Below are 12,643 nucleotides of genomic sequence, written 5' to 3'. Positions count from 1 at the left end.
GAATGGCGCTGGAAGAAAAATTCGAAAAAATAAAAGATAATGTATGGAAGATGGAGCGAGAAGGGCGGTATTTTTCGGCAAAGCGCTATCAATCAGGCTCTACCGCTAGGAAGGTCAATCATATACATGATGTGCTCCAAGAGATGGCGTTCCCACATATAGTTTCTGTTGTTTCTGAGGAAGACCGTATGCTATTTATCCAACCGTGGTTGGAGGGGGCCAAGGCGGTTAATTTCAAAAAAAGGGCTGATCGAACGGACTCACTTGCGGCTCTTCACGCCCTTCATGAAACAAAAGCGAAACACGACTGGCTCGCCTCATCTTATTTGCATCCTTATCCTCTGCTAATGAAGTGGGAGGATCGAATCATTCGTTTTCGTGAATTGAGCAGTGCAATTGAGGCATATATTGGAAAAGGTCAGGTTGACGAAATTTTGTTTTACGCATTGAATGCGATAAGTATTGTTAAAAGGACATATCGGGATCATTTGAATGGTACGTTATTGCATGGAGATGTAGTGCATCATAATATACTGCGTGATTCGATGGGTATTATCCGCTTCATCGACTTTGATCTTGCATGCACTGGACCCGCTGGTACTGAAATTGCGCTCTGGATTCATCGCGTGTTACCGCAAATTGATTATGATATTGACTTTTTGTTTGGTGAACAGCCATCTTTACAAAAGTTAGATCAGTCATCTAAAACGTTACTTCTTTTTCCGAATGAATTACTGCGCGAGTGGCTGTACTTCTTCACACTTTCCCCATCGAGTAGGGAGAGACAGGCGAAGCAGTTAATCCCTTTTACAGAGTCCGCACTCTCACATTGGCCGAAATTATGGTATGATGTAGAACGGATTAATATATAGGGGGTAGTCAGTATGGCAGGCCATTCCAAGTGGAAGAATATTCAAAATCGTAAAGGTGCACAAGATGCGAAACGGGGTAAAATTTTTCAAAAGATGTCTAAAGAAATCTTTGTAGCTGCAAAATCGGGCGGACCAGATGTTGCGTTGAACGCTGCACTTCGTCTTGCTGTTGAAAAGGCGAAAAGTGTCAACGTTCCAAATGACGTTATTAAACGTGCGATCGACAAAGCAACGGGTGCTGGAGCCGATGAAAACTACGAAGAAGTGATCTATGAAGGATACGGGCCGGGCGGAGTCGCTGTACTTGTCTATTGTCTAACGGAAAACCGTAACCGAACAGCTCCAAACGTGCGTGTCGCATTTAATAAAAATGGCGGCAGTCTTGGAGAAAGTGGTTCAGTCGGATACATGTTTGACCGCAAAGGACGTCTTTTCATTGAACGGACTGATAATACGGATGAAGACACAGTGATGATGGCGGCTCTTGAAGCAGGTGCGGATGATATCGAATCGACAGAAGAAGGCTTTGAAATTGTGACGCAACCGTCTGAATTTTTAACAGTGAAGGAAGCACTTGAGGCGGAGGGGATTGCTTTCATTTCAGCAGAAATTGAGATGATTCCGTCGATGTACACAGAGCTTTCAATTGACAATGAAGAGCTGTTTGACAAGATGCTCGAAGCGCTCGAGGATGACGATGACGTCCAAGATATCTATCATAATGCGGCGGAGTAACAGTAGAATAGGTTTCATACAAATACTCATCCACTGAGTGAGAATGGCTAATATTCTTACGGTGGATGGGTATTTATCTTTCGTCAGCTAGAAGACTTGGATGGATGACGTAGACCTTGGCGGATAAAAAATGAGAAAGTTACATCTTGCATTGATAAATAGTGTACAATTCTAAAGGGTGTTGCACATATTGATTGTGCACGAAGTGTCATAGGAAGGAAGTTTGGCTTGATTGAAACATTGCTTTTAAATGTACTATTTTTACTTTTTCCAGTTTTAATAGCTGTCATGTTTTTTGAAAATAAATTAACGAAAAGTAATAAATATATACTTATTCTCCTTGCATCTATCGCTCTTATATTTTGTATGGCCTTCCCGTTTACATTGGAATTGGGGTTTATATTTGATTTAAGATATATTCCATTTATTATTGTTGCACTTTTTGGTAGTTACAAAATGGTATTGCCTCTTTATCTCGTTCTCAATAGTTACCGTTTTTTTATAGGTGGAGAAGGGATTTATCAATCACTTATGTTCTCGACGGTTATTTTTATTGTCGTACCACTATTGAGTAAGAGATTTATGCAGCAAAGTGCGAAAAATAGAATTCTATATGCGGTAGGTGTCACTTTTCTTGTGACCGCATTTTATTTCTTTACATTGTGCTTTAATTATTCCGATTTAACAAGCGAGTTTTGGACATTGACTGTCTATGCATTTGTCATCCATATTATCGTGGTTTGCATTATTATGTCTTTAATAGAGAAGGTTATCTCTAATGTGAAAACCCGAGACCTTTATTTTCAATCGGAAAGACTGAAAGATATTAGTGATTTGTCAGCAAGTATTGCTCATGAAATAAGAAATCCACTGACTGTCACAAATGGGTTTTTACAACTTTTACAGGAGTCAAAAACAATGACCTCTGAAGACAAGAGTTATATCGAGTTTTCGTTAAAAGAATTGGAGCGAGCAGAAAAAATTGTTAGCGACTTTTTGACTTTCTCAAAACCACAATCGGCAAATATGGTTTATGCTAATTTAAAAGATGAAATAATGTATGTAGAAAATATTATGAGACCCTATTCCAAGATGAATCAAGTCGGCATACAAGTTTGTTTTACGAATTCATTGAAGAAAAAATATGATGAAAATCAAATGAGGCAGTGTTTCATCAATTTATTTAAAAATGGTATAGAAGCGATGAAAGACAACGGAGGGACGCTGTCAATTGATGTTGCGGAACACAATAAAAATATTGTTATAAAAATTGAAGATAATGGGATTGGTATGACCAGTGAAGAAATTTCGCAGTTGGGAAAACCCTATTACTCTACAAAAAAAGAAGGAACTGGCCTTGGGATGTTGATGGTTTACAATACGATTAGCAATGTAAAGGGGAAAATAGATGTGGAGAGTATAGTTGGGAAAGGGACGACTTTTCTGATTACAATCCCAGTTTGACCTTGATTGTGATTCTAGAATGTAGAAAATGCGTTCGTATGGTATAATCAGTTCTGACCATATAGGGGGCAGATATAAATGTACGACTACATAAAAGGGCAGATTACGCGTGTGACGCCGGAGTATATTACGCTGGAGCAGGGTGGGATTGGTTGGCTAATTATGACACCGAATCCTTATGCGTTCCATAAGACAGAGGATATTCAGCAAGTGTATACTTATTTGCATGTCCGTGAAGATATCCAGCTATTACTGGGTTTTAAGTCATTGGAGCAGCGCGAATTGTTTAAAAAGCTAATTACCGTTTCTGGAATAGGTCCGAAGGGTGCTTTGGCTATTCTTGCGAGTGGTATTCCTTCGCAAGTGATTGGAGCGATTGAACGGGAAGACGAGACATTTTTAGTTCAGTTCCCGGGTGTTGGAAAAAAGACCGCACGTCAGATGATTCTCGATTTAAAGGGGAAGCTGCATGATCTATTCAGTGAAATTGATATGCCGGATGATGATGTGACGTTACTGACGATGGCGGAGAACGGTGCGTTAGATGAAGCGATATTGGCGCTGGAAGCACTTGGCTATTCACAACGTGAGCTAACAAAGGTGAAGCCGAAGTTGGAAAAAGAAGAGCATGATACAGAAGGATATATGAAATTGGCATTGAAGTTATTGTTGAAACAGTAAGGAAGGCTAAGCTAGAGAGGGGGGCCGACGATGGAAGAACGGGTCATTTCAGGAGAAGTTTCTAATTTTGATGAGCGTTTTGAACAATCACTTAGGCCACAGTTTCTCAGCCAGTATATTGGGCAGGAAAAAGTGAAGGATAATCTAGGTGTTTTTATCGAGGCAGCAAGAGGTCGTAGTGAGAGTTTGGATCACGTGTTGTTGTATGGACCTCCTGGGCTTGGGAAGACGACGCTGGCTAGTGTCATTGCCAATGAAATGAATGTTAATATCCGGATGACAAGTGGTCCAGCAATTGAACGCCCAGGTGATTTGGCGGCGGTCGTTTCGTCGCTTGAACCAGGAGATGTTTTATTTATAGATGAGATACACAGGCTGAATCGTGCAATTGAAGAGGTGTTGTATCCTGCAATGGAAGATTTTTGTCTCGATATTGTTGTGGGCAAAGGACCTTCTGCACGATCGATTCGCTTGGACTTACCTCCCTTTACGCTAATTGGTGCGACGACACGTGCCGGGGCTTTATCGGCGCCTTTGCGCGATCGATTTGGCGTACCGCTACGTCTTGAATTTTATGAAGTAGAGCCATTGAAGGAAATTGTTGTTCGCAGTGCAGGTCTTTTTGAAGTGGCGATTGACGAGCGGGCAGCCGTGGAAATTGCGCGTCGTTCTCGTGGCACCCCGCGTATTGCCAATCGGCTGCTGCGCCGTGTACGTGACTATGCTCAAGTGAGAGGTAACGGCAATATTACCGAAACAACAGCGCAGCAAGCACTTGAAATGTTACAAGTCGATTCGCATGGGTTAGATCATATTGATCATAAATTGTTGACGGGCATGATTGAGCGCTTTCGTGGCGGACCTGTTGGTATCGATACAATCTCTGCAAGTATCGGTGAGGAATCTGTGACGATTGAGGATGTTTATGAGCCGTATTTGTTACAGATTGGTTTTATCCAACGGACGCCTCGCGGACGAGTAGCGACGAGGTTGGCGTACGAGCATTTTGGTTACTCAGTTCCGGAGGAAGTCTAAGGAAGCAGTCTAAGTGCGCGACTTCTTGTCGCAACATCTGCATAACCTATATCCTGTAGGCCTCAGGACTTTTAATTTTAGAATAAAGGGAGATTTTATAGACGATGGATGTCAATGATTTTGATTTTGATTTACCAGACCAGTTAATCGCACAGACGCCGCTAGTCGACCGTACGGCGAGCCGTTTAATGGTGCTCGATAAAGTGACGGGACAAGTAGAGCATCGTCATTTTCCAGACTTGTTAGATGAGCTTGAGGCAGGAGATATTGTCGTGTTAAATGATACGCGAGTCCTGCCAGCACGTTTAATGGGTGTAAAAGAGGAAACAGGTGCTACAATTGAAGTGCTTTTATTGAAGGAAACAGGTGCTGATGAGTGGGAGACGCTTGTTAAGCCTGCAAAGCGTGTTAAACTGGGAACGATTGTCACATTTGGTGATGGTCGTTTAAAAGCGGAATGTATAGGGATTCAGGCGCAAGGTGGGCGGACGTTCAAATTTATCTATGACGGGATTTTCTATGAAATTCTAGATGGGCTTGGACAAATGCCATTACCACCGTATATTACAGAAACGCTAGATGATCAAGCACGTTATCAGACGGTGTTTGCGAAAGAGCGTGGCTCGGCGGCTGCACCAACAGCAGGGCTACATTTTACGGATGAAATATTAGACAATATGCGTGCGAAAGGCGTACAAATTGCATTTATTACCTTGCATGTAGGTCTTGGAACGTTTCGTCCAGTAAGTGCGGATACGATTGAAGATCATACGATGCATTCGGAGTATTATCAGGTTTCGCAACAAACAGCAGATGCTATTAACGGGGCAAAAGAACGAGGCGGTCGCGTCATTGCGGTAGGAACAACGTCATCGCGAACGTTGGAAACCATTGCTTCTGCAAATGATGGTAAAATGATTGCGACAAGTGGCTGGACTTCAATCTTCATTTATCCAGGCTATACGTTTAGCATTGTAGATGGCTTATTAACCAATTTTCATTTACCAAAATCGACACTTATTATGCTTATTTCGGCATTGGCAACGCGGGAGCATATTCTCGCAGCATATCAACAGGCGGTTGAGGAAAAATATCGCTTCTTCAGCTTTGGAGATGCAATGTTCATCAAACCGTCACAAAGGAAGGAATTATAGTAATGGCAGCAATCACATATGAACATATTAAAACTTGTAAACAGACAGGGGCGCGTCTAGGGATTGTCCATACGCCACATGGGTCATTTGAGACGCCTGCATTCATGCCAGTCGGCACACAGGCAACGGTGAAAACGATGTCACCAGAGGAATTAAAAGATATTGGTGCGGGCATTATTTTAAGTAATACGTATCATTTATGGCTTCGTCCTGGTCATGAAATCATTAAAGAGGCGGGCGGCTTGCATAAATTCATGAATTGGGACAGACCTATTTTAACTGATTCAGGCGGTTTCCAAGTGTTTTCATTAAGCAAATTCCGAAAGATTGAAGAGGAAGGCGTTCATTTTAGACATCATTTGAATGGTAGTAAGCTATTTTTAAGCCCTGAAAAAGCGATGGAAATTCAAAATGCGCTAGGGCCGGATATTATGATGGCATTCGATGAGTGTCCGCCATTTCCAGCGACATATGAGTATATGAAGGCAAGTGTGGAGCGTACATCGAGATGGGCGGCACGTTGTTTAGAGGCGCATGCTCGGCCAGATGAGCAAGCCTTATTCGGAATTGTTCAAGGCGGTGAGTTTGAGGAATTACGTAAGCAGAGCGCGAAAGATCTTGTAGCACTTGATTTCCCTGGCTATGCGATTGGTGGATTATCCGTCGGTGAGCCAAAGGATATTATGAACCGTGTACTTGAATATACGACGCCATTATTACCAGTAGACAAGCCGCGTTACTTAATGGGGGTTGGTTCCCCTGACTCGCTCATCGACGGTGCAATCCGTGGTGTCGACATGTTTGACTGCGTGTTACCGACGCGTATTGCACGTAACGGTACATTGATGACGAGTGAAGGACGTTTAGTTGTTCGTAATGCAAAGTATAAAGATGATTTCGGTCCACTCGATAAAGACTGTGATTGCTATGCTTGTAAAAATTATAGTCGAGCGTATATCCATCATTTAATCCGCACGGAAGAGACATTTGGTATCCGTTTGACGACGCATCATAACCTCCATTTCTTGCTCAATTTAATGGAGCAAGTGAGGGATGCAATTCGCAATGATCGTCTCGGAGATTTCCGCGAAGAGTTTTTTGAAAGCTATGGATTTAACAAACCGAATGCAAAAAACTTCTGAATCTTGTATAATGAATAATGGTTGAAAGGGGGATGAAATAATGGAAGGTTTAGCAGGATTATTGCCGTTTGTGGCAATGTTCGCGGTTATGTGGTTTTTGTTAATCAGGCCGGCGCAAAAGAGACAGAAAGCGACGAAGCAGATGCAAAGCGATTTAAAACGCGGGGATTATGTCATTACAATTGGTGGAATTCACGGAACAATCGATGCTGTTGATGATTCGTCGGTATTCCTTAAAGTTTCAGAAGGTACTACACTGCAATTCGATAGACAAGCAGTTGGACGTGTAACAGATTCAAAAGCGGGTCTATAAGAACAACAAGAGGCAATTGGCTAGATTGGGAAATTTTCCGTCTAGACAGTTACCTCTTTTTCTATATCTATCGTGTATACAAGCTGAAGTGTAAAGGGCATCCTTTATAAAAAGGGGAGGATTGTTATGCACGACTTATTTGTTATTGGCTATAGAACTATATTATTATATATCCTCATCGTCATTATCTTGCGAATTATGGGGAAACGGGAAGTTGGAGAGCTCGGAGTCATCGATATTGTTGTATTTGTTATTATGGCTGAAGTGGCAGCATTTGCACTCGATTCCCCTGATAAGGAACTGCTGCAATCGATTGTTCCGATGCTTATTTTATTGGCCATTCAATTATTATCATCTTTTATTTCATTAAAAAGTAAAAGGTTTAGGAATACTGTAGATGGTGAGCCGACTATTATTATTCGGCATGGTCAAATAGTGGAGCACGAGATGCGGAAACAGCGCTACAATTTGGATGATCTATTTCAGCAGCTACGTGAGCAACAAATTGGTTCGGTCCATGAAGTTTCTTTTGCATATTTAGAACCATCAGGGAACTTATCTGTATTCAAACATGATGATATACAGCCCGTGCTTGCACTAGTTTCAGATGGTGTGATCCAACTTAAGCATCTAGGGTTAATCGGTCAAACAGCTGAATGGCTTGAAAAGGAACTGAAAAACCAAGGAATTAGTGATGTGCAACAGATCTTTTATTGTACATTTGAAAATGGAGAGTTGAAGTATCAGTTGAAAGAGAAATTTCAATAAACGTCACCTGATAAGTTTTTTAAATTGCATGAAGTCATTTTTTTTCACTTGCCCCGTCAAAATAAGAACGGCAAGTAGAAATAATGCAGTGATGATGCATTCCATGATAAGTCCGACATTACCAATAGGGATGAAAATCGGACGCATGATGGCGGTCATGATGAAGGATGCGTAAGGCATGGCGAACATCGTGAAGCCGGTTGCTGTCGCTTTATTTTTACGCAGTGTCGCTATATGAAGGAATGACGTGATAAGTACGCCAAAGCCGATAGCTAGGACGGCGCCTGTCACTTGTAACCCCGGCTGCGAGGCGAGGATAAACATGACGCCAAGCTTAGCGATGCCGCCATAGACGGAGTTCATCATCCCTGCTTTGGCATCTCCTGTCGCTTGTAAAATTGAGTAGAGAGGGCTTTGAATGTAATAAAAGAAAAAAATGGGGGCAAGTAAGGTCATAAAATCTGCCCCTTCGGTCACATGAAACAGTTTTTCGGCCAATGCCTGTCCGTGGACATAGAAAACTGCCGCTGCAAAAGCCCCTGTCAATGCCGATAATCGAAGCGATAAGTGAATTCGTTCTCGTAACTTCCCTTTATTTTCCGAAGCAGCTGCGCCGCTGACAGCTGGTACAAGGACGACAGACAAGGCATAAGGGATAAAGGATGGAAACAGCAGCAATGGAATGAGCACGCCAGAGATGATACCGTAAAGGGATGTGGCAGCGATGGCGGTTACTCCCGACATAGCTAAGGCACGAAGAAAAATAATCGGTTCCAAAAACCAAGTAAACGTTCCAAATAACCGGCTACCGGAAGAGGGTAGTGCGATAGCAAGCAAGGGCTCCATCGGGTAGCGCTTCGTCTTTTGCTGTTCTTTCGGTACCCGCTTTTTCCGTTGCTGATACTTGAACATTAAGTAGACAAACGAAAATAGTTCTGCCAGCAGGGTGATGCCCATTGCGTAGGCGGCATTCATAGCGGTATTGTCACTGATGAGAAGAGATGGTAACAACCAAGTGATAAGGATAATCCGTACAAATTGCTCGATGAGCTGCGACCATGCCGTTTCTTCAATACGCGCAATCCCTTGAAAGTACCCGCGAATTAACCCGCCAATTGCAGCAATTGGGACAATCGCAATGCCTACATATAATGTGGTTGAAGAGGCAGCGTTGCCGAGAAGTGTCTCCGATAAATAAGGCACGAATAAAATCGAGGTGGGGATAAATACCGTACTTGTTAAGATGGTGATGAAGCTGGCTGTTTTCATAACGGCAGGTAGTTTGACCGTCTCTCCCTTGGTATCCAGCTCGGCAATGACTTTAGCAATGGCAATTGGAACGCCAAGTTGGACAAGGGAAAGGAAAAAAATGAAAGCAGGATAGGCGGTCATGTAAATCCCGACAGCCTCTTCACCTGCAATTCGCATGAATTGAATCCGGAAGACGAATCCCAAAAGTTTGGACAGGAAGACAGCGACCATCAGAACGACTGTCCCGCGGATAAATGATGACAAGTTAAACAACTCCTTCCTAATTCCGGACATTTCATATACACTAAGCGTATGCAAAAATGTACGCCCTTACGACTGTTGATGAAAGGAATGGGATAATGACACAACAATATGAACAGTTATTCACTCAAATGTTGCCTGTGATTGAAAGTAAAAAGACTGAATTACATCTTTATGGCTACCCGACAATAACGAACGAGGATATTTGGACGTTCTGTATCCAAAAAAAATGGCGTAAAAAAGAAATCGAAACAATGCGGATACATGAAATGGTCAATGAAATTTTGCGGGTAACCCCTGCCCAGTTTATGACGTATACACAAATTGAAGAACAAAGAGACTCCGATAATTGGTTCTCGAGTCTCGATAATGAAGAATTCAGAACGTTATTAGCTCCTGCCCAATCAAACGAAGAGATATGATATACTAATACCCGACCATTTGACACATAGGTGGTCGTGTTTCATAATGTACATATTGTGTTTTAACTTGCTTCAGTCGAAGCAAGTTAATGCCTCCGGCGGATGTCACAGATTTTGAAAGGAGTTAATTACGCTGCGGCGTAATTCAAAATCTGGACGCAATTACGCCGAGGCGTAATTGATTTGAAAGCGTTGTGCTCGGAGTACGTACATAAGGATTGCCGTACGGCTCCACATAAAGAGGGGGAAACTGGATTATGAAAAGAAGAGGACGGATCGTTGCGTTCCTATTACTACTCGTCCTATTTGCTGGGACGATTGGAACAACTACTAGTCCGATATTGAACAATGTCAAACTTGGTCTCGATTTACAAGGAGGCTTTGAAGTTCTTTATGAAGTTCAAGAATTAAAAGCTGGTGGTACAAAAATAACAGAATCAGTTGTTGCCGATACGGCAGATGCGCTTAGAAGCCGGGTGGACGTTCTCGGTGTCAGTGAGCCAAATATTCAAATTGAATCCAATAATCGGATCCGTGTACAGCTTGCGGGTGTAGAAGACCAAGACTCAGCCCGTGAATTATTATCGACTCAGGCGGATCTAACATTTAGGGATGTCGATGACAAACTCCTATTGGATGGAGATGATTTGAAAGAAGGTAAAGCGAAGGGCGGCTTTGGTGAAAACAATAACCCTGTCGTTACGCTTGAAATGAAAGATGCGAATAAATTTGGTGAAGTAACGACGGAGATTAAAAATAGGGGCGTTGGTACGGGTCAAAATTTACTCGTAATTTGGCTCGATTTTGTTGAAGGTGAAGATTCTTATGCAACAGAAATTTTGAAGCCGGAAAAGGATCGGAAAATTGTTTCAGCTCCTACCGTAGAACGAACAATTGCTTCCTCTAACGTAGAAATTAACGGGTCATTTACGACGAAGGAAACAAAAGAACTTTCAGGTATTTTGAATGCGGGTGCATTACCTGTTCATCTTGAAGAAGTCTATTCGACTTCAGTCGGTGCGCAATTTGGTGAGCAAGCACTGAACAAGACAATCTTTGCAGGGATTATCGGTATTGCGCTTATATTTGTCTTTATGATTGTCTACTACCGTCTGCCAGGGCTTGTAGCAGTTATTACTTTATCCATTTATATTTATATCATTTTGCTCGTCTTTACACTTATCAATGGTGTGCTGACGCTACCAGGTATTGCAGCCTTAATGCTCGGAGTTGGGATGGCCGTCGATGCCAATATCCTGACGTATGAACGGATTCGAGAGGAATTACGTGTTGGCAAATCAATTCAGACATCATTCTCAGCGGGGGCGAAATCTGCTTTCACTGCGATTCTTGATGCTAATATTACGACAATGATTGCAGCAGTTGTCCTCTTTATATTTGGGACAAGCTCGGTCAAAGGGTTTGCGGTCGTGTTGATTATTAGTATCCTAGCCAGCTTCTTGACAGCTGTTTGGGGATCGCGCTTACTGCTCGGTCTGCTTGTTAACAGTGGTCTACTAGATGGCAAACCAGGACTATTCGGTATTTCGAAAAACAGAATTCATCCTGCAGAAGAAAAAGTAGAAACATTAGACCTAACAACGAAATTCGACCGTTTGGATTTTGTAGGTACGCGTAGGAAGTTTTACGTCATCTCAGCTGTTTTACTGACAACAGGTATTGTTATGTTGGGAATCTTCAAATTGAATCTAGGTATTGACTTCTCAGGTGGTACGCGTGTGGAAATCCTATCAGATCATACTTTAACAAGTGATGAAGTTTCAACTTTCCTAGATAAAGTCGAACATCCAGCTAGTGATATTGTTATTTCTGGAGACACTAAAAATATCGGTGTTGTTCGTTATAAAGATGAGTTCAAGCAAGAAGAAGTAACTAAATTGAAAGCTGGTATCGCTGCTGAATTTGGTGCTGAACCGAACATTTCGACGGTATCCAACACAGTTGGTAAAGAACTTGCGAAAAATGCCATGTATGCATTGTTGTTTGCCGCTATAGGAATTGTGATATACGTTGCATTCCGTTTTGAGTGGCGTATGGGTGTTGCCTCCATTATTGGGCTATTGCATGATGCATTCTTCATGGTTGCCGTATTTAGTATTTTGCGACTTGAAGTCGATGTTACATTCATCGCAGCGGTCTTAACGATTGTGGGGTATTCCATCAATGACACGATTGTTACGTTTGACCGGATACGGGAAAATATTAGCCATCGTAAGCATATTGCGACAGAAGAAGAGTTGGGAGATATTGTTAATAAATCGTTACGTCAGACATTAGGGCGTTCTGTTAATACAGTGCTAACGGTTATTCTTGTTGTAGTATCATTAACGTTTTTAGGCGCAGAATCAATCCGACCATTCTCGATTGCACTTCTCATCGGATTGTTTGCTGGAACGTATTCTTCAATTTTCATTTCAGCTCAAATCTGGTTTGATCTGAAAAAACGCGAATTGAAGGAAAAAGGTCCGATTAAAGCAGATGAACAGAAGAAACAATGGGGTTCAGACGAGCCTGTTGTATAAGA

The 12,643-nt window shown here is 42.1% G+C and carries 12 protein-coding genes; 11 read left to right on the top strand and 1 reads right to left on the bottom strand.

Annotated elements, in window-relative coordinates:
- Window positions 1-2 precede the first annotated feature (2 nt).
- The 9 genes from MKZ10_RS12610 (at window position 3) to MKZ10_RS12570 (ending at window position 8,164) form a co-directional block, all read left to right on the top strand.
- Complete coding sequence (locus tag MKZ10_RS12610; RefSeq protein WP_342505297.1) at window positions 3-872, top strand: phosphotransferase; 870 nt, start codon at window positions 3-5, stop codon at window positions 870-872.
- 12 nt (window positions 873-884) lie between these two features.
- On the top strand, window positions 885-1,607 hold the full coding sequence (locus MKZ10_RS12605; protein ID WP_342505296.1) for a YebC/PmpR family DNA-binding transcriptional regulator: 723 nt from the start codon (window positions 885-887) through the stop codon (window positions 1,605-1,607).
- Between the two features lie 228 nt (window positions 1,608-1,835).
- A complete protein-coding gene (locus MKZ10_RS12600; protein ID WP_342505295.1) occupies window positions 1,836-3,071 on the top strand; it encodes an ATP-binding protein in 1,236 nt (411 codons plus the stop codon).
- 78 nt (window positions 3,072-3,149) lie between these two features.
- Window positions 3,150-3,752, top strand: a complete 603-nt coding sequence (gene ruvA, locus MKZ10_RS12595) for a Holliday junction branch migration protein RuvA (RefSeq protein WP_342505294.1) — start codon at window positions 3,150-3,152, stop codon at window positions 3,750-3,752.
- 30 nt (window positions 3,753-3,782) lie between these two features.
- On the top strand, window positions 3,783-4,787 hold the full coding sequence (gene ruvB, locus MKZ10_RS12590) for a Holliday junction branch migration DNA helicase RuvB (protein ID WP_342505293.1): 1,005 nt from the start codon (window positions 3,783-3,785) through the stop codon (window positions 4,785-4,787).
- A gap of 104 nt (window positions 4,788-4,891) precedes the next feature.
- Entirely contained in the window at window positions 4,892-5,941 is a 1,050-nt protein-coding gene (gene queA / locus MKZ10_RS12585) for a tRNA preQ1(34) S-adenosylmethionine ribosyltransferase-isomerase QueA (RefSeq protein ID WP_342505292.1), read from the top strand.
- Between the two features lie 2 nt (window positions 5,942-5,943).
- The gene (gene tgt / locus MKZ10_RS12580; RefSeq protein WP_342505291.1) at window positions 5,944-7,083 is read left to right on the top strand and encodes a tRNA guanosine(34) transglycosylase Tgt; all 1,140 of its coding nucleotides are present in this window, start codon (window positions 5,944-5,946) and stop codon (window positions 7,081-7,083) included.
- A 40-nt stretch (window positions 7,084-7,123) separates the two neighbouring features.
- Complete coding sequence (gene yajC / locus MKZ10_RS12575) at window positions 7,124-7,396, top strand: preprotein translocase subunit YajC (RefSeq protein WP_342505290.1); 273 nt, start codon at window positions 7,124-7,126, stop codon at window positions 7,394-7,396.
- Between the two features lie 126 nt (window positions 7,397-7,522).
- Complete coding sequence (locus MKZ10_RS12570; RefSeq protein WP_342505288.1) at window positions 7,523-8,164, top strand: DUF421 domain-containing protein; 642 nt, start codon at window positions 7,523-7,525, stop codon at window positions 8,162-8,164.
- Window positions 8,165-8,167: 3 nt separating this feature from the next.
- Here the strand turns inward: MKZ10_RS12570 and MKZ10_RS12565 are convergent, their stop codons facing one another.
- Window positions 8,168-9,679 (bottom strand): oligosaccharide flippase family protein, encoded by a 1,512-nt coding sequence (locus MKZ10_RS12565; RefSeq protein WP_342505287.1) that lies wholly within the window; start codon window positions 9,677-9,679, stop codon window positions 8,168-8,170.
- 95 nt (window positions 9,680-9,774) lie between these two features.
- On the opposite strand from MKZ10_RS12565, the gene MKZ10_RS12560 reads away from it, so the two are divergent.
- Together MKZ10_RS12560 and secDF are read left to right on the top strand one after the other, a co-directional pair.
- On the top strand, window positions 9,775-10,098 hold the full coding sequence (locus MKZ10_RS12560) for a post-transcriptional regulator (RefSeq protein WP_342505286.1): 324 nt from the start codon (window positions 9,775-9,777) through the stop codon (window positions 10,096-10,098).
- 257 nt (window positions 10,099-10,355) lie between these two features.
- Window positions 10,356-12,641, top strand: a complete 2,286-nt coding sequence (gene secDF / locus MKZ10_RS12555) for a protein translocase subunit SecDF (protein WP_342505285.1) — start codon at window positions 10,356-10,358, stop codon at window positions 12,639-12,641.
- Window positions 12,642-12,643: the final 2 nt, after the last annotated feature.

It is taken from the genome of Sporosarcina sp. FSL K6-2383 (assembly GCF_038618305.1).
Classification (GTDB): domain Bacteria; phylum Bacillota; class Bacilli; order Bacillales_A; family Planococcaceae; genus Sporosarcina.
This window is presented reverse-complemented; position numbering and strand designations above follow the sequence as displayed.

Coding starts and splice junctions, on each gene's coding strand:
- tgt (WP_342505291.1), top strand. CDS start 5,944: ATGGCAGCAATCACATATGAACATATTAAAACTTGTAAACAGACAGGG.
- queA (WP_342505292.1), top strand. CDS start 4,892: ATGGATGTCAATGATTTTGATTTTGATTTACCAGACCAGTTAATCGCA.
- MKZ10_RS12570 (WP_342505288.1), top strand. CDS start 7,523: ATGCACGACTTATTTGTTATTGGCTATAGAACTATATTATTATATATC.
- MKZ10_RS12560 (WP_342505286.1), top strand. CDS start 9,775: ATGACACAACAATATGAACAGTTATTCACTCAAATGTTGCCTGTGATT.
- secDF (WP_342505285.1), top strand. CDS start 10,356: ATGAAAAGAAGAGGACGGATCGTTGCGTTCCTATTACTACTCGTCCTA.
- ruvA (WP_342505294.1), top strand. CDS start 3,150: ATGTACGACTACATAAAAGGGCAGATTACGCGTGTGACGCCGGAGTAT.
- MKZ10_RS12605 (WP_342505296.1), top strand. CDS start 885: ATGGCAGGCCATTCCAAGTGGAAGAATATTCAAAATCGTAAAGGTGCA.
- MKZ10_RS12610 (WP_342505297.1), top strand. CDS start 3: ATGGCGCTGGAAGAAAAATTCGAAAAAATAAAAGATAATGTATGGAAG.
- ruvB (WP_342505293.1), top strand. CDS start 3,783: ATGGAAGAACGGGTCATTTCAGGAGAAGTTTCTAATTTTGATGAGCGT.
- yajC (WP_342505290.1), top strand. CDS start 7,124: ATGGAAGGTTTAGCAGGATTATTGCCGTTTGTGGCAATGTTCGCGGTT.